Source organism: Psychromonas saccharinae (genome assembly GCF_051201515.1).
GTDB lineage: Bacteria > Pseudomonadota > Gammaproteobacteria > Enterobacterales > Psychromonadaceae > Psychromonas.
Window position 1 is genome coordinate 1,325,623 of record NZ_CP195153.1, and the last position, 17,911, is coordinate 1,343,533.

At 37.5% G+C, this 17,911-nt stretch carries 18 protein-coding genes; 9 read left to right on the forward strand and 9 right to left on the reverse strand.

Annotated elements, in window-relative coordinates:
• Window positions 1–65 precede the first annotated feature (65 nt).
• Together ubiK and ACR30L_RS05895 are read left to right on the forward strand one after the other, a co-directional pair.
• Window positions 66–326 (forward strand): ubiquinone biosynthesis accessory factor UbiK, encoded by a 261-nt coding sequence (gene ubiK, locus ACR30L_RS05890; protein ID WP_435237107.1) that lies wholly within the window; start codon window positions 66–68, stop codon window positions 324–326.
• Window positions 327–710 carry a DUF2750 domain-containing protein gene (locus ACR30L_RS05895; protein WP_435237108.1) on the forward strand — a complete coding sequence of 128 codons (384 nt, stop codon included), beginning with the start codon at window positions 327–329 and terminating at the stop codon, window positions 708–710. It abuts the gene before it with no gap.
• Between the two features lie 63 nt (window positions 711–773).
• Here ACR30L_RS05895 and rraB read toward each other — a convergent pair whose 3' ends face one another.
• The 4 genes from rraB to hemL form a co-directional block, all read right to left on the reverse strand.
• Window positions 774–1,139, reverse strand: coding sequence for a ribonuclease E inhibitor RraB (rraB, locus tag ACR30L_RS05900; RefSeq protein ID WP_435237109.1), 366 nt, complete (start codon window positions 1,137–1,139; stop codon window positions 774–776).
• A 27-nt stretch (window positions 1,140–1,166) separates the two neighbouring features.
• Window positions 1,167–1,751 (reverse strand): 1-acylglycerol-3-phosphate O-acyltransferase, encoded by a 585-nt coding sequence (locus ACR30L_RS05905; protein WP_435237110.1) that lies wholly within the window; start codon window positions 1,749–1,751, stop codon window positions 1,167–1,169.
• A gap of 150 nt (window positions 1,752–1,901) precedes the next feature.
• Complete coding sequence (parC, locus tag ACR30L_RS05910; RefSeq protein WP_435237111.1) at window positions 1,902–4,166, reverse strand: DNA topoisomerase IV subunit A; 2,265 nt, start codon at window positions 4,164–4,166, stop codon at window positions 1,902–1,904.
• Window positions 4,167–4,328: 162 nt separating this feature from the next.
• Complete coding sequence (gene hemL / locus ACR30L_RS05915; RefSeq protein WP_435237112.1) at window positions 4,329–5,606, reverse strand: glutamate-1-semialdehyde 2,1-aminomutase; 1,278 nt, start codon at window positions 5,604–5,606, stop codon at window positions 4,329–4,331.
• 314 nt (window positions 5,607–5,920) lie between these two features.
• Between hemL and clcA the strand changes: the two genes are divergently transcribed.
• From clcA to erpA, 3 genes are all read left to right on the forward strand, one after another.
• The gene (clcA, locus tag ACR30L_RS05920) at window positions 5,921–7,336 is read left to right on the forward strand and encodes a H(+)/Cl(-) exchange transporter ClcA (RefSeq protein ID WP_435237113.1); all 1,416 of its coding nucleotides are present in this window, start codon (window positions 5,921–5,923) and stop codon (window positions 7,334–7,336) included.
• Window positions 7,333–8,040 (forward strand): DUF6776 family protein, encoded by a 708-nt coding sequence (locus tag ACR30L_RS05925; RefSeq protein WP_435237114.1) that lies wholly within the window; start codon window positions 7,333–7,335, stop codon window positions 8,038–8,040. Before clcA ends, ACR30L_RS05925 begins: the two co-directional genes overlap by 4 nt.
• Before the next feature lie 107 nt (window positions 8,041–8,147).
• A complete protein-coding gene (gene erpA, locus ACR30L_RS05930; protein ID WP_435237115.1) occupies window positions 8,148–8,498 on the forward strand; it encodes an iron-sulfur cluster insertion protein ErpA in 351 nt (116 codons plus the stop codon).
• Window positions 8,499–8,624: 126 nt separating this feature from the next.
• Here erpA and ACR30L_RS05935 read toward each other — a convergent pair whose 3' ends face one another.
• A complete protein-coding gene (locus tag ACR30L_RS05935; protein ID WP_435237116.1) occupies window positions 8,625–9,587 on the reverse strand; it encodes a TAXI family TRAP transporter solute-binding subunit in 963 nt (320 codons plus the stop codon).
• A 631-nt stretch (window positions 9,588–10,218) separates the two neighbouring features.
• Here ACR30L_RS05935 and ACR30L_RS05940 point away from each other — a divergent pair.
• Entirely contained in the window at window positions 10,219–10,836 is a 618-nt protein-coding gene (locus tag ACR30L_RS05940; protein WP_435237874.1) for a trimeric intracellular cation channel family protein, read from the forward strand.
• Between the two features lie 301 nt (window positions 10,837–11,137).
• Window positions 11,138–12,472: an amino-acid N-acetyltransferase gene (argA, locus tag ACR30L_RS05945; protein WP_435237117.1), complete on the forward strand. Its 1,335-nt coding sequence runs from the start codon at window positions 11,138–11,140 to the stop codon at window positions 12,470–12,472.
• A 110-nt stretch (window positions 12,473–12,582) separates the two neighbouring features.
• Here argA and fur read toward each other — a convergent pair whose 3' ends face one another.
• From fur to ACR30L_RS05965, 4 genes are all read right to left on the reverse strand, one after another.
• Window positions 12,583–13,011, reverse strand: a complete 429-nt coding sequence (gene fur / locus ACR30L_RS05950) for a ferric iron uptake transcriptional regulator (RefSeq protein ID WP_435237118.1) — start codon at window positions 13,009–13,011, stop codon at window positions 12,583–12,585.
• A 34-nt stretch (window positions 13,012–13,045) separates the two neighbouring features.
• Window positions 13,046–13,573 (reverse strand): flavodoxin FldA, encoded by a 528-nt coding sequence (gene fldA / locus ACR30L_RS05955; RefSeq protein WP_435237119.1) that lies wholly within the window; start codon window positions 13,571–13,573, stop codon window positions 13,046–13,048.
• Between the two features lie 23 nt (window positions 13,574–13,596).
• On the reverse strand, window positions 13,597–13,866 hold the full coding sequence (ybfE, locus tag ACR30L_RS05960; RefSeq protein ID WP_435237120.1) for a LexA regulated protein: 270 nt from the start codon (window positions 13,864–13,866) through the stop codon (window positions 13,597–13,599).
• A gap of 616 nt (window positions 13,867–14,482) precedes the next feature.
• Complete coding sequence (locus ACR30L_RS05965) at window positions 14,483–15,268, reverse strand: alpha/beta fold hydrolase (protein WP_435237121.1); 786 nt, start codon at window positions 15,266–15,268, stop codon at window positions 14,483–14,485.
• A gap of 153 nt (window positions 15,269–15,421) precedes the next feature.
• On the opposite strand from ACR30L_RS05965, the gene ACR30L_RS05970 reads away from it, so the two are divergent.
• Both ACR30L_RS05970 and pgm read left to right on the forward strand, forming a co-directional pair.
• Window positions 15,422–16,045 (forward strand): replication initiation regulator SeqA, encoded by a 624-nt coding sequence (locus tag ACR30L_RS05970; RefSeq protein ID WP_435237122.1) that lies wholly within the window; start codon window positions 15,422–15,424, stop codon window positions 16,043–16,045.
• A 78-nt stretch (window positions 16,046–16,123) separates the two neighbouring features.
• Window positions 16,124–17,776 (forward strand): phosphoglucomutase (alpha-D-glucose-1,6-bisphosphate-dependent), encoded by a 1,653-nt coding sequence (gene pgm / locus ACR30L_RS05975; RefSeq protein WP_435237123.1) that lies wholly within the window; start codon window positions 16,124–16,126, stop codon window positions 17,774–17,776.
• Window positions 17,777–17,911: the final 135 nt, after the last annotated feature.

The following is a 17,911-nucleotide window of genomic DNA, read 5'->3' on the forward strand; positions in this document are numbered from 1 at the left end:
TGTGATGGGGCTTTCTTTTTTTGAATGGTAACAGGTATAATATTGAAAATAATTAGGAGACCATCATGTTTAATCCCCAAAAATTAGAAGATATTGCAAAGCAGGTTACCGATGCGATGCCAACAAGTGTTAAAAACTTAGGCGAAGAAGTGGATCGTAAAATGAAGCAGGTTTTACAGGCGCAGCTGGGTAAACTTGATATGGTAAGCCGTGAAGAATTTGATGTACAAACACAAGTATTATTGCGCACTCGTGAAAAGTTAGCTGAGATGGAAAATAAGCTTGTTGAGCTTGAGTCAAAACTGACTGCGCAGGTTGAGAAATAAATGAAAGAAAATTATTTAAAGAATGCAGAAGCGTTTGTCGATCAAGTAACTGACGAATTGCAGCTATTCGGTTTATATGATGAAAACCTTGGTTGGGCTAATTGTCATGCCCATGATAATAAAGATGCAACGGCTGTCTATCTTTTTTGGTCAAAATCGGCGTTGGCTGAAAAATTAAAAGCCGAAGAGTGGGCTAATTATAAAGTGGCGCCAATTTCTCTTCCTGTCTTTTTAGAATCTTGGTTAGATGGTATGCAAAAGCAACAGGTCTTTGCTGGTGTCAATTGGGATGAAAATTTGTATGGTTTGGAAGTGGAAGCAATGGTACTGAAAAATGCATTATTAGAAAAAATGCAGGAAGTAGAAAAAGAAAATATTGAATAATATGCATTAACCAATAAAAAAATTGAGCTATGAAAAATAACTTTCGTAGCTCAAACTATTTGATTACTCTTCGGGGTAAGTGCCCCAACCATCATAATCAACACCGAAGGATTGTGCTAAAACGAGTAATTTTTCAACATCTTCCATAATCGCTTCTTCGTCTAAATTCATTTCGATAACCACATCAAAACTTAAAATAATTGAATCATCTTCCAATTCGAGTTCTTCTGGATCGGTAACTTCATAACCTTTTTTAAAACAAGCAACCGCTGCTTTTTCTAAGGTATCAAAATCAGTACAAGACAGGTGATGCTCTATCATATAGATTGCATCAGGATTACTGCCATCTTCAAGAATCGCTTCTACAATTTCTTCTGTTTCTTCTTGAAATTCTGCCAGCAATTCTTTTAAATTTATAGGTTGTTCCATTGTTGAATCCTCTTAGCCACAACATGTTTATTTCGTATTAGGGCGGTTAACTTCCGCATTTAATTGTTCATATTTTGCTAACATAATGGCATAAGCATCATTCATTAGGCGTCGTATTTCTCGTTTCTTATATTGTGTAATATCAATCGGTTCAAGCATTTCAACAATGACTTCACCATTATCCCAACGATTCAGTTTAACCTGTTGATGGGTATTTGATATCACGGTTGGTACCACATTAACTCCAGCCTGAAGTGCCGTATGAAAAGCCCCCATTTTAAAGGGCAGTAATCCTCGACCACGACTCCGTGTTCCTTCAGGAAAAATCCAAACTGCGAGGTCTTTTGCTCGCATTTGTGATACGACATCATTAATTGTGTTTTTAGATTTTTTACTGCTTTCACGATCAATTAATATATTTCCTGTTAACCAATAAATAATGCCGAAAAAAGGAACCCACACTAAGCTTTTTTTACCTATCGTTACTGAACCAGGTTGTACCGCATGTGTTGTCGTTACCATATCATAGTTATTTTGATGATTAGCAATATAAACAACGGAGCCATTATTTTTAGCACTTTCAGGAATTCTTAAGGTGATTTTTAAACCCAATAATGGTGCCATTTTGCTGAATAATTTCGCAAAGTGATAAGTGTTCTTCGGATTTCTTGGGCTTAATAAGCAGTATAAGATGGCATATACACTCATTAAAATCACACTTAAGATAATTAATATTGCTCGGATAATTAATAACATGGTCGTTTAGTTCTCTTGCTCTGTAATGACTTCAATTTTATCAACGCGCTGTAAGCCTCGAGGTAATTTACTACCACGTCGACCTCTTTCACCTTGGTAATGTTCGAGATCTGAAGGTTTCAAGGTTAGTTTACGTTTACCTGCATGTAAGGTGACTGCACTTGATACGGAAATAATTTGCAGCATAGTAACAAACTCTTCTCGTTTAGTCGCTTTTGAAGAGATGATGTTTATCATTTTATTCCCTTTACCTTTGCTTAGATTTGGTAAGCTATTAACAGGGAATATCAGCATGCGCCCTTCATTACTAATAGTTAGGCATAGGTCATCTTGGTTATCACTTAATTTTCTTGGTTCCATTAACTGTGCATTTTCAGTTAAGTTAATTAATGCTTTCCCATTTTTGTTACGGCTATTAATATCACTGAATTTGGCAATAAAGCCGTATCCATGATCGCTGCTGATTAAATAACGATCTTCATCGTCACCAATTAATGTGCAAACAAAGGGAACATTGGTGTTTTGATTAAATCGTCCGGTGAGTGGTTCCCCTTGGGAGCGAGCAGAGGGGAGGGAATGTGCATCTAGTGAATAGGCTCGACCACTTGCATCAATAAAGATACAAGTTTCATTACTTCGACCCTGAGCGCTTGCTTGGTATTCATCACCCGCTTTATAGCTTAATGCATAGGGATCAATATCATGTCCTTTTGCAGAGCGAACCCAACCCTGTGTGGATAAGACAATTGTAACGGCTTCACTTGGCATTAACTCTTTTTCAGTTAATGCTTTTGCTTCGAGTCGTTCTACTAGTGGTGAACGGCGATCATCGCCATATTTATCTGCATCGGCTTTGAGCTCTTTTTTTACTAGGGTTTTTAAACGACGATCTGAACCTAAAAGTAGTTCAAGTTTTTTCTGCTCTTCGCTCAATTCATCCATTTCACCACGGATTTGAATTTCTTCTAATTTAGCAAGTTGACGTAGTTTTATTTCTAAAATTGCATGTGCCTGAATATCCGACAGGTTAAAGCGAGACATTAGTTCTGCTTTGGGATCGTCATAGGTACGAATAATTTCAATCACTTCATCAATATTTAAATAGGCAACTAATAAACCTTCTAGAATATGAACACGTGCTAAAATTTTATCTAAACGAAATTGTAATCGACGACGTACCGTTGTTATTCGATATTCCAACCATTCGTTAAGAATCGTCACTAAGCTTTTTACCTGTGGACGTTGGTTTAAGCCAAGCATGTTCAGGTTTACTTTATGATTTACTTCGAGTTCTGTCGATGCAAAAAGATGATTCATTAATGCTTCAACATCAATCCGATTAGATCGAGGAATAATCACTAAACGGGTTGGATTTTCATGGTCTGATTCATCTCGAAGATCGCTAACCATCGGCAGCTTTTTATCTTGCATCTGCTTAGCAATATCTTTGAGAATTTTACCACCAGAAACACGGTAGGGTAGCGCGGTAATAATAATTTCACCGTGGTCGACATGATAAACTGCGCGACTTTTAAAACTTCCTCGTCCAGTTTCATAAATTCTTTTTATATCGCTACGAGGCGTAATAATTTCAGCTTCAGTTGGGTAATCGGGGCCCTGAACAAATTCTAATAATTCGTTAATATCCGCCTTAGGATATTCCAATAAATGAATACATGCAGCCGTTACTTCACGCGCGTTATGTGGCGGAATATCCGTTGCCATACCCACGGCGATGCCGGTAATACCATTTAATAATATATGTGGTAAACGTGCTGGTAATAATACTGGCTCTTTTAGGGTGCCATCGAAATTGGGTTTCCAATCGGTCGTACCTTGTCCTGTCTCTGATAGTAAGACTTCAGAGAAAGCAGAAAGACGTGATTCTGTATAACGCATTGCGGCAAATGATTTCGGATCGTCCGGCGCACCCCAGTTTCCCTGCCCATCGATTAATGGGTAGCGGTATGAAAAAGGTTGTGCCATTAATACCATGGCTTCATAACAGGCACTGTCACCATGAGGATGATATTTACCAAGTACATCACCAACGGTACGCGCGGATTTTTTATATTTTGCTAGCGCGGATAAACCCAGTTCGGACATGGCGTAAATAATGCGTCGTTGTACCGGCTTTAAACCATCGGCAATATGTGGCAGGGCGCGATCCATAATGACGTACATTGCGTAGTTGAGATAGGCATCTTCGGTGAATTTAGCCAAAGGAATTGTTTCTATACCTTCTAAGCTTAAATCTAATACTTCACTCATTGTTAGTAACCCTGTTATTTAATTATTTAAAAGTTGAAGTATACCGTAATGACAAGATTACGAAAAATTATAAGATGGTGTTTTTGGAGGATTTGTGAATAAAAAGCTAAGAAAAAATACACGATAAGCATATCGTGTATTTTTTATGCATTAGTGGTGGAATTAAAGTTGAGAAAATACTTTTTTAGCTGCACTCAGGGTATCTTCAATATCTTGGTCACTATGTGCAAGTGATAAGAAACCAGCTTCAAAGGCAGAAGGGGCTAAATAAATTCCCTGTTCAAGCATCAAATGAAAGAATTTCTTAAAACGTTCAACATTACATGCACAAACTTGTTGGAAATTAGTGACTTGCTTTTCATCACTAAAGAAATATCCGAACATTCCACCGGCATAATTAACTGCTAATGGAATGTTTGCTTCGGCCGCAACGCTTTGTAAGCCTAAGGCAAGTTTTTTAGTTTTTTCTGCAAGTTGTGCATATTCAGGGGTATCCAGCGCGTTTAATGCGGCCAGTCCTGCATGCATTGCAATCGGGTTACCAGAGAGTGTACCGGCTTGGTAAACAGGCCCTGTTGGTGCGATATGTTGCATAATTTCGGTTCGGCCGCCAAAAGCACCCACTGGCATTCCACCCCCGATTACTTTACCTAATGTGGTTAAATCTGGGGTGATATCGTAAAAGGCTTGTGCGCCACCAAGTGCGACTCGGAAACCGGTCATGACTTCATCTAAAATAAGTAACGCATTATTGCTATCACAAATATCACGTAGTCCCTGTAAAAAGCCAGGTTGAGGAAGAATACAATTCATATTGCCAGCAACGGGTTCAACGATAATACATGATATTTGGTCTGGATATTCATTAAAAAGTTGCTGTACGGATTCAAGATCGTTATAGGTTGCGGTTAGAGTATGTTTAGCAAAATCGGCGGGGATACCTGGTGAGCTTGGTTGCCCTAATGTTAATGCGCCTGAGCCGGCTTTGACGAGTAAAGAGTCGGCATGACCATGATAACAACCTTCAAATTTTAATATTTTATCTCGACCGGTATAACCCCGCGCAAGACGAATTGCACTCATGGTTGCTTCTGTACCGGAACTAACCATTCGAATTTGTTCCATTGAAGGTACGAGACTGCGTACTTTTTCAGCCATAATAATTTCAATTTCGGTTGGCGCGCCAAAGCTTAACCCATTTTCAGCTGCGGCTAATACTGCCGCTTTAATATCTGGATGGTTATGACCAAGAATCATCGGGCCCCATGAGCCAACATAGTCGATATATTTATTTTTATCGACATCATAAATATAGGGACCCTGTGCTTTTTCGATTAACACTGGACCGCCACCAACCCCATTAAATGCTCGAACGGGGGAATTGACACCACCGGGAATAACAATTTGTGCTCGCTCGAAAAGTTGTTCAGATTTATTCATGAGAATTCCATCCATTCTATTATTAAAAAATTTTAATTTAATACCTAAATATAACAGATTCTCATGCGTAGAGCTGTTTAATTAAGCTCTTTTTTTGTTTATAATACCGCGACTTATCTAGGTCTTAGCTAAGATTCGCGATATACCAATATTCCCAGAGAAAATAATAAATAATGATCTTCGATATGAGAAGGTGTTGATTTAGTGCACCTATTTTATTTACATTTAATCTTTCTTATTATGAAACCCTCTGTTGATTTACTGCTTTGACGGTATATATCTTCTTTAATCTTTTATTAGTTGCATAAATTGACATGAAAAGAACTATTCCTTTCTATATTAAGTACAATTTTATACGTTTTATTAATCGTTTTTTTACACGAAAAAGCAGTGCATTGTTAATTTGGTTATCGGTATTTATTGGCAGCTTAGCGGGAGCAACGTCAGCATTTTTTGATCATGGTATTATCTGGGTGGGCGAATGGCGAACAGAGCTTGTCGCAAGTTATAGCGAGACTTCCATTCCGCTTTGGTTAATTGCCATGCCTATTTCTTCTATTATGGTTGGCATTGCTTTTTATATCACTCATCGATTTGCACCTGAAGCGGGGGGGAGTGGTATTCCTGAAATTGAAGGGGCAATGGAAGGTATGCGCCCTGTACGCTGGAAACGTGTTTTGCCCGTTAAATTTATTGGTGGTTTATTGACGCTCGGTGGCGGGATGGCGCTTGGTCGAGAAGGTCCCTCGGTACAATTAGGGGCTAATATCGGACGAATGATTTCAGATGTTTTTAAAGTGAATAAAGAAGATAGCCAAGCATTATTAGCGGCAGGGGCGACAGCGGGGTTAGCCGCTGCGTTTAACGCACCACTTGCCGGTATTATGTTCGTTATAGAAGAAATGCGTTCACAGTTTAAATACAGTTTAACTTCGACCAAAAGTGTTTTTGTGAGTGCTGTTATGGCGACCATGGTAATGCGATCACTTAGTAGTCAAGATGCTGTTGTTGAAGTGACGCGTTATGCACATCCTGATCTAATGTCCCTATGGTTATATCTAGTGCTTGGTTTTTGTTTCGGCGTGGTCGGGATCTTTTTTAATAAAATGATTCTATCGACACTTGATATTTATTTACAAATTCATAAAGGAAGACGTTGGCGCTTTGTTTCAATTGGTTTGTTTCTTGGTGCCGTTTTTGGTGCACTAACGGTTGTCCAACCTGATATTGCTTTCGGTGGTTTGGAACTTATTCCTCGTATTGAAGGCGGACAATATCTGGCTGGTGGGTTATTTATTATTTTTATTTTCCGCGTGTTAACTACCTTATTGAGTTTTAGTTCCGGTGCCCCCGGTGGGGTATTTGCTCCAACCTTAGCGATTGGAACTGTTTTTGGTATGTTATTTGGTGTCGGTGCACATACATTATTTCCTGAGATTGTGACGGAGCCTGGAACTTTTGCTATTGCTGGTATGGGCGGGTTATTTGCCGCTACTGTACGAGCACCGATTACGGGTATACTTTTAGTGATTGAGATGACTAGTAACTATGAAATGATTTTACCCTTAATTGTAACCTGTTTAGGGGCAACAATGGTTGCTCAAACACTTGGTGGACGTCCTATTTATACGCAATTATTAGAACGTACTATGATGCTATCAATGCGTCAGAAACGTGAAGAGAAAACCCGTAAAACGATGAACCGATTATCTGATAGAGAGCAAGAGTGACCCAGTTAAAGAAGAGTGTTATTAAATGGTTTTTTGTTATTGCCCTGTGTTTGTGGTTAGGGTTTTCTTTAGGTATTTTTCAGCAAACGATTCTTGAAAATTCTTTAAAAGCAGTAAAATCTGAATTGCAATTAATAACACAGGAAAAAATCGAAGCCGTTAATAAATTAGCATCAATTGAAGCAGCCCAATCAACCGATGCACAGGTTATAAAAGGGTTAACAGAAGAAAATAAAGTACTTCACGAACAGCTTAATACACTGACTAATAAACTGTATTTTTATCAACGGGTTGTTTCACCTGAATCACTTTCTCATGGTGTTCAAGTTTATTCTTTTTCGATTGATAAATCTGTCGATGGTGATGGATGGCATTATGAGTTAGTGCTTATGCAATCACAAAAAGGTCGTCCTCTGTTGTCCGGTAAATTTTCATTAAATTTTACCTATCATGAAGGTGAAGAAGTAAAAAGTATTGCATTAACTAAATTAGATAAAGATGCAGCTTCAACCTTTAAATTCAAATACTTTCAAACCATTGATGGTGAATTTAACTTGCCCGCAGAATTAACGATAGAAGAGGTGATACTGAAGTTAAACGTTTCTGCAAGTCGAAATGATTTAGAATTACGTTATAACTGGAATTCTCTTCTTGAAAGTGAATCAGGTGTGCGAATCAATAGTGAAGAACAACTGACAGATTAGTATTATCTATATTTTGGATAATACTTGACTAAAATGGTATGGTATTTGATAATCATCGTTTTTATATGATTAAGTTAATTTGTTAGCATATATTTTTAGGAGTTAGCATGACATCCAACGTAGAAATGGCGCTGCCAATTAATTTTACAGATAGCGCGGCAGATAAAGTTAGAGAATTGATGGATGAGGAACAAAATGACGCATTAAAGTTGCGGGTATACGTAACAGGTGGTGGTTGTTCTGGTTTTCAATACGGTTTCACGTTTGATGAAAAAATCAATGAAGGTGACACTGTTGTGGCAAACGGCGAAGTGGAATTAATTATCGATTCAATGAGCTTCCAATATCTTGTTGGTGGTACGGTTGATTATACAAGTGGTTTAGAAGGTTCTCGTTTTTTAGTTAATAATCCAAATGCAACGGCAACATGCGGTTGTGGATCTTCATTTTCAATTTAATTGCCTGCCTAACTATTCCCTGTGTGAATCTGACATTATAATGACTCCAAATGAAGCCATTATAATATTATTACTCGGTGACTTTAGACCTAATAAATTAGTTAATTCTTACTTAACGTCGCCTTGTTAATCTGCTAACTGAGTGCTATCAAGCGGGAAATATGCCCAATCCGATTGACCGCCATCTTCTATATACTCATAGACATTATTCCAATTCGGGTTTGTTTCACTATCATCTGCTAAATCAACAATATTACGATAAATACACGTAGCAAGTTCAGTCATCGGCGCATTTCGGTTTTCATTTCTAAAGGATTTACCGATTAGTAGTGCTCTAACACCCAAGGTTGATACAGGTTGCATTTTCCCATCAATACGATAATTAACGGTTTGATTGCTATAAAAGGGGGCTTTGGCTGCAATAAGATCATAATCTAATGTCGCTAACATCCATTTTCCAGTATCAAGGTAACTTTTTACTGGTCCATAGGGAGCACCACCAACAATGACCATTGGCAGTTTCGTATCATTAACCGCCATTGGGGTATTATAAATTTTCAAGTTCAAGTCAAAAAAGTAGCTAAGTGCTTCGGCAGAAACAATTGATCCACCCGTTGCTCCAACTTCATGATCTTTTAACATGGAAAGCTGAAATTTTTTCGGCGGCTCTTGATCTTTATGGACAAAAATATCGCTCCATAAACCTTCTTTTTCCGGTTCGGGGTTGTAGTCTTTCGGAATAAGCAGGTGAACAGCTTCTTCATGAAGGCCTGCAATAATTTTTACTCTGTTTCTATTTATTTTATTAGGGGAGCGCTCCGCGTTATAATGAAGTACATCATTTTGAACCATTCCAATATCAAATTTCTTGTTTAACATGCCGAGTAAGTTATCGACACTGCCATTACTTTCTAATACATTGATATTGATACTCAAATCATCGGAACAATAATTGTTAATATCTTTTCCCATCGCAATATAGTTGCCAGTTGGACCACCGGTTCCCATATCTAAGACTAAGTTGTCTGCTATTGCTGAATAACTGACAGATGTGGATAATATTAAGACGAATAAATTTTTAGGTTTCATACTTTCCCTTATAGTATTTCAAATTACAATAGTTAAAAAGCCACCAGTTTTAGATAAGGTGGCTTTTTAACTATTGCTCCTCCAGAAAAGAGTTGATTTAACCTATCTGAAAGTAAACATAATGCATATTAATAACAGTATTATGTTGAAATTGATTATGTTGTTGAGATACTTATTTTTAAAACTGTTCCTTGTGTGCGAAATAATATCATTTGCACAAACTAATACCAAACTGAATCATTACCTTTTAATTATTTTACAAATTAATTCTTATGTCCCTTTATATGTTTCCATTGGATTTAGGTAAAAAAGACGGTTGTTTATTAATTATATCCATACTACCTCAAGATGCTTTGACAGGCGCAAGCCAGAATGTTAGTGCAAGACGTATCATAAGGTAATGATTATTCTCTTTTCGAGCTTACGCCCCATAGGGCAAGACAGCTTACGACAATCTGCTTTGTTATAAAATTTCACTGTAGAACACTAAACTTCAATTTTATGCCGTGCATCTTGAAGCATCATGGGGATAAATGAATGTATTAATTTATCTGACAAATTGAGGGTTGCAACAATAATAGTGGCTAGTTTACTATGCACTCTTTTATTGTGAGTAGGCTCTATTGTAATGATTCAAAATTTTATTTATGTATTCGATATGATCGGAACAATAGCCTGTGCAATATCGGGAGTGTTAGTTGCCACGCGTTTAAAAATGGATCTATTTGGAACGATTGTACTTGCGGGTGTTACTGCGATAGGGGGGGGCTCTGTTCGAGATATGATGATGGGAACGACGCCGGTGTTTTGGATCCTCGATAATACGTACCTTTATGTCATCCTGGTGACGGTTTTAATTTCAATTTTTTGTTTACATCGAATGGATCGATTTTCAACTTATCTATTACCCATTATTGATGCATTTGGTTTAGCCACCTTTACCATTGTTGGTGCCGAAAAAGCATTGTCATTTGGTTTTAGTGGTATCGTTGCCGTTGTAATGGGGTGCGTAACGGGAGTTGTCGGTGGTATGATTCGAGATCTGCTCAGTGGTCGTATTCCCCTAGTCTTACAACAGGAAATTTACGCAACGGCTTCTATTTTAGGCGCTATTCTTTACGTTATTTGTAGCTATTTTGGTTTGCAAGCGATGATCGCAATGACCATTGCAATGTCTGGTACTTTATTATTACGTTTATCGGCAATATATTGGAAACTGTCTCTGCCGATATTTGATGATCGAAGATAGTTGTTCTATGAAAATAGGATAATGCAAAGTTTGCTAAGTGGATTATGAGCTTCTAATTAATAAGTTTATCGAATCCTTTTAATGCATAATTTGACCCGTATTTTGTCCTTATTTTCCGCACTGCAATAGATACCAAGACAGTTGTTTCTAGAACATGTATAGCCTGATACGTAATAAAAATGCGATAGGTAATAAGAGAATCGCATATCGTTAAGGCATTATTTTAATTGGCTAAATGTATTGTGCTTGTTAAAATGCGATTGAATTTTCCCCTCATCATGTTTTTCACATAGGTAAAGAAATGGAAGTTGTACAAAATTCAGAAGAATTAGTTAATTGGTTCCGTGGTTCAGCACCTTATATTAATGCACATCGCCATAAAACATTTGTTTTAATGGTTGGCGGAGAAGCAATTGAAACCGATAACTTCCAATCAATTATTAATGATATTGCACTGTTAAATAGTCTTGGTGTAAAACTTGTTCTTGTTCATGGTGTGCGACCGCAAATACAAAAGCAACTTGATTTTCATGGTCATACGAGTCAATTTCATAATAATCTTCGTATTACCGATGATACGAGTTTAATGTTGATTAAACAGGCTGTTGGCGCCGTTCAAATCGAATTACAAGCTAGGTTATCGATGGGGTTAGCTAACTCTCCAATGCAAGGCGCAGGTATTCATACCATGATCAGTAATGTTATTACTGCTCAACCAATCGGTGTCAAAGATGGTATTGATTATTGCCATGCAGGGAAAATTCGTCGTATCGACGTTGCAGGTATCAAGCAACAATTAGAATTAGGGGCGATTCCTGTGATTTCGCCATTGGGATATTCCGTGACGGGCGAAGTGTTTAATTTGCTTGCAGAGGAAGTGGCGACGCAGGTTGCGATTAGTCTCGAAGCCGATAAGCTCATCGGTTTTTGCTCTAATCAAGGTGTTTTGGATGAGCAGGGTGAAGTTATTTCTGAATTGCTACCCGAACAAGTAAAACAATATATTGAGGTTATGGAGAACGAGTCCGCTCAAGCTTCTGATACATTGCAATTTTTACGTGCGGCTGTTGCAGCTTGTAAAGCAGGTGTTTCTCGGAGTCATTTGATTAGTTATTATACTGATGGGGCGTTACTGAAAGAATTGTTTACGCGAGATGGTATTGGCTCTCAAATAGTAAAAGAAAGCTATGAACAAATTCGTACGGCTACCATTGATGATATTGGTGGATTATTAAGTTTAATTGGGCCCTTAGAAGAACAAGGAATATTGGTAAAGCGTTCTCGCGAATTACTAGAAAACGAAATTGAGCACTTTCAAATCGTGGAACGAGATGGCATGGTTATTGGTTGTGCTGCTTTATATCCATTTGTTGATGAAAAGGTCGGTGAGTTAGCGTGTTTAGTGAGTCATCCTGAATATCGTCGGAGTGCGCGTGCTGATAATTTGGTTGCTTTTATTGAAAAAAGAGCAAAGAAATTGGGGCTTGAATCCATTTTTGTTTTAACAACGCAAAGCATTCACTGGTTCCGTGAACGTGGTTTTAGACTGGCTGAAATAAGTGAATTACCTGCGGCCAAAAAAGAGTTATATAATTTAAAACGCAATTCTAAAGTATTAATTCGTAAAATTCGTTAATTGTATTTATTTTGATTTTATGAAAAAAAAGCCCGACTTTTAATAATAAACGTCGGGCTTTTTAATAAGTCTTATCTGTATAAAATCGAATCTAAGTCGATTTAGCAGGATTATTTTTTATGATTACACTTACCATCAACCGGGTCACCGTAAAGGTATAAACTGTGATGAGTTAGCGCTATGCCATACTTTTCAGCGATTAGTTTCTGCTGTTTTTCGATTAGATCATCTGTAAACTCAATAACTTCACCACATTTTAGACAAACAAGGTGATCGTGGTGATGTTGGCTAGAAAGCTCAAATACTGATTTACCACCTTCAAAGTGATGACGAGTAACTATGCCCGCATCGTCAAATTGATTTAATACACGATAAACGGTTGCAACACCAATTTCATCACCTTGCTCGATAAGCTTTTGATATAATTCATCTGCACTAATATGTTGATTGTTTGGTAGTTTCATCAAACGTAAAATTTTTACGCGTGGTGAGGTTACTTTTAATCCAGCATCTTTTAAAGCATCACTTTCTGTAAACATGAGCATTCCCTAACGGTTTGATTATATTTTTTAATTAGTCTGCAAGCTCTGCTAAACACATCTCGTTATAAATTTGTTTAGTCCACTCTTTGACACGAGATTCAGTCAACTCAGGCTGACGATCTTCATCAATGCCTAAGCCAATAAAGTGATCGTCATCAACAAGTGCCTTTGAAGCTTCGAACTCGTAGCTTTCTGTTGGCCAATTACCTACTATAATAGCACCTTTACTTTCTACAATTTGACCAAGCTGTCCCATTGCATCAAGAAAGTACTCTGCGTAATCTTCTTGATCACCACAACCAAAAATGGCAACGAGTTTATCGTTGAAGTCGATATCTTCTAATTCAGGGAAAAAGTCATCCCAGTCACATTGAGCTTCGCCATAGTACCAAGTAGGAATACCAAACAACAACAAACTGAATTCTGCAATTTCTTCTTTTGTGCTGTTTGCAATATCTTTGACTTCAACTAGCTGGCTGCCCAACTCGGCTTGGATCATCTCAGCAACTGCTTCTGTGTTGCCCGTGTCACTACCAAAAAATATACCTACGCTAGCCATATTTTATTTTTCCTTTTTAACGATTAATTTATTTGTGCATGTAGAAGTTGGTTGATTAGTTCACCACGACTAATGTTTTGTTTTTTTGAAAGCTCATTAAGACTTTCAAATAACTGCATATCAACCTTTAATTCAATACGTTTTAAGCCTTTTTGCTTATCACGTAAGATTTGTTTCTGCTTATTAATTTTAAGCTGTACTTTACGAGGGTGCGGGTTGCTTTTAGGCCGACCAAGACGTACCTCATCAGCAAAAAGATCGTGGGTTATACGATCAGATGTTTCTTTTGCCATTCTTTTACCTAAAAGTAGTTATATTCAAGCGATTTATATATTTTCGACTGCAGTTTGTGATCGCGTTGGCAATTGAAAGCCCAACAAGATGCTCCGTATTAATAGCGTTAATACCGTAAGCGAGCTGCAAAAAGAGGAATATAACATATAGTGAAAGCACTTGGAAATATGAATCCCTATCATTGAGTGCTGTTATGCCCGTTATTATTTAAGATTAAAAAAGTAGATCATAAATAAAAAGTTAAATATTTAATAGAGATATATACCCGTTACCATCAAGATGCGTTTATCAGTCACTAGCTCGGATACCAAGGCAAGGCGTAACATGATGACCTTTCGAGCGATTAACTGCGTTAATCCTCTATCGGTAGATGTAAAAACAAGACTTTACATCTTTAATGGCTAGTCCTTATCGAAAGTTATAACGCAGTATTGCCATGGTTTATAAGAAACGAGCTAGTGACCCGCAGGGCAAGACGAGAGGCAAACATCTTCGTTGTTATAAAGTCTCGATTTAACCCGTTAGATCTTCACCTTTATGCCTAGAATCTGCTCACATCTCGTCTTGCTGATTTCTGCATCTTGAATGGTAACGGGTATATCATTGCTTGGAAGGTCATTGACTTAAAAAGTTGAAGACCAAACGATTAAACATTTTTGGTTTATCCGCATGTAGCCAATGTCCTGTTTTACTGATTATTTTAGCCTTTGCATTCGGGAAAAGGTGGGAAATAGAGGAGCTGTATTTTTCTAAAATATAATCGGAGTCACCGCCTTTAAGGAAAAGAACCGGTTTAGTAAAAACTGCATCGATGTTAGGCCAATCTATAATTGAAGAGTAATTATTCATGATCCCTTCAAGGTTAAATTTCAGTTGGAACACTCCCTCTTTGCGAGCGAGTGATTTAAGTAAAAATTGGCGGATTCCCGCATTATGAATAGTCGTACTTAATAAGTCATCTGCTGCTTGTCTACTTTTTATCGGATTTTTCGTTAATGTTTGTAGACCGTCGAAAACATCCTGATGAGTGTTGCCATATTTTACCGGCGCAATATCTGCAATGATTAAACGATTAATGCGTTCTGGTCGTTGCAATGCACAGTACATTGCGACTTTTCCGCCCATGGAGTGACCTATTATAGAAAAATTGTCGATACAAAGCGTGTCAGCTAACTCAAAAATATCATTGGCCATTTCCTCATAGGACATACTCTCTGAATGAGGGCTATCACCATGATTGCGTAAATCAACGGATATGATGTTGTAGTCATTCTGAAGGCTTGTCGCCACATTGGCGAGGTTGGATAAACTGCCAAATAAACCGTGAATCACAAAAATATTCTCTATTTTTTGATCTGATTCATTTAAAGGCATTTGTTTTTGTTGGTAATTAAGTAGCATAAGTTCCCGTTTTAAGTGAGAATATAGTAATCGAATGACGGAGATGTTATTACTTAGTTTAACATGCTTATTACATGACAGAAATTTTTTGTGATTTTGATTTTATTGAATCATTGCAGTAAACTTTTGAAGTGAAAATCACATGGTGAAATAATGAAAAAAATTGAAATAGAAGAAGATCTTTATAAATATATATTGGCAAATATTGAAGAATTTGGTGAGACGCCATCACAAATTTTACGTCGTTTGCTTGGCTTATCGACACAGGAACAAACTCAACCTGATATTAGCCCAGAAAGTCATCAACCTGAAGAAATAAAGAAGGATGATTTGATAGACGTTACTCCCCCTGAATTACCAACAGAAGAAATCATACAACACGATAACAACCTTTCTTTACCCGATTCCTTAGCAAATGGTGTATCAGCTCTTTTTTCAGATCCGACGTTTAAAAGTGAGCCGATTATAACGAATAAGTTTAAAATGATGCTGACTGCTATGTATTATGAAAACAAAGCTGGGTTTATTGTTGCAGCAAATACAACGCGAGGACGCACTCGAGATTATTTAGGACAAAATTTAGAAACCCTATTGGCGTCTGACAACAAAGAAGAAGTAGCTCAATTAAAAGCCAGTAAACCCCATAACATCCCTTATACTCCGTATTGGGTTATCACAAATGCAAATACTGGACGTAAACGAATTATTTTAACGCAAATGATGGCTTCGATGGGGTATCCACATCACTTGATAGAACGAATTAAAGACGAAATTTAGACAACGTAAATAGTAAGTTATTTTCAAAAAAACGTGCGGACAAAGCACTTTCTTTATACTTTTGAGGTAGAAATTATTATGGCAATTCATCCTAGAGCAGGGGAGCTTGCGCAAGTAGAAGATTTAGTTGATATTCCTAAGTTAGTTTCAGCATATTACGTTAATATTCCCGATGTCAGTGTGGCAAGTGAGCAAGTGGCATTTGGTACTTCAGGACATCGCGGTTGTTCATTTAAGAATGCATTCACCGAATTACATATTTTAGCTATTAGCCAAGCGTTAGCTGAGTATCGAATTAAACAGGGCTATACCGGGCCTATGTTTATTGGTAAAGATACACACGCATTGTCTGAGCCTGCTTTTGTTTCTGCAGTACAAGTACTGGTAGCAAACGGTATTAAAGTGATTGTTCAAGAAAATGGCGGGTTTACGCCAACGCCAGTTATTTCACATGCTATTTTACAATATAATAAGGCCAACCCCGATGCCTTAGCTGATGGTATTGTGATTACCCCTTCTCATAATCCACCTGAAGATGGTGGTTTTAAATATAACCCACCTAATGGTGGACCTGCCGATAGTGATGTTACAAAAATTATTCAAGATCGTGCCAATGAGATCCTAAACGATAATTTTGATGATATTGAACAATGGGACTTCCAAGAAGCAATGGAATCTGAATTCGTTGAGCAATATGATTACATTCAACCGTATGTAGACGATTTGAAAAATGTATTAGATCTTGATGCGATTGCCAAAGCAGGCATAAAAATCGGTGTTGATACTTTGGGTGGTTCGGGCGTTGCCTATTGGCCTGTGATTGCTAAAACATACGGGTTAGATATTGAAGTTGTTAATGATCGTGTTGATCCGACTTTTTCTTTTATGACCCTAGATAAAGACGGCAAAATTCGCATGGATTGTTCATCTCCTTATGCAATGGCTGGATTAATTAAGCTGAAAGATAAATTTGATGTCGCAGTTGCTAATGATCCTGATTACGATCGTCATGGTATTGTCACTAAAAGTTCAGGACTGTTAAACCCAAATCATTACCTTGCAGTGGCTATTGAGTATTTATTTACGCACCGTGAAGGGTGGTCTAAAGATGCTATCGTTGGTAAAACATTAGTATCAAGTTCGATGATTGACCGTGTGGTTGGTCAGTTAGGACGAAAAATGTCAGAAGTACCAGTGGGTTTCAAATGGTTTGTTGATGGATTATTTGATGGAAGCTTTGGTTTTGGTGGCGAAGAAAGTGCAGGCGCTTCTTTTTTACGTAAAGATGGTACCGTTTGGAGCACCGATAAAGACGGCATTATTTTAGCGTTATTAGCCGCTGAAATTATTGCGGTTACAAAGAAAGATCCTGGTGAGCACTATGCTGCCTTTACCGAAAAATTTGGTTCTCCAATTTATCAACGTTTCGATGCACCAGCTTCGCCAGAGCAAAAAGCTGTATTAGCAAATTTAAGCCCAGATATGGTTGAGGCTGATACCTTAGCGGGTGAAAAAATTCTTGAAAAACTTACCCATGCTTCTGGAAATGGCGCAGCAATTGGTGGATTGAAAGTCACCACCGAGAATGGTTGGTTTGCGGCACGCCCATCGGGTACTGAGAATATTTATAAAATTTATTCAGAATCTTTTATTGGTGAAGAGCACATTGCTTTGATTCAAAAAGAAGCGCAAGAAATTGTAGCGCAGGCGTTTGCAAAAGCAGGGCTATAATTAACAGCGATATCAATTTTCGTTAATAAATTTAAATACTTAAAAATCTGTAAAGGTAGAAAATATTTTTTACTGATACAGATTTTTTTATATCTATAATCATTGTTAATTAACTAGTCTTTATTTGGAATTCGT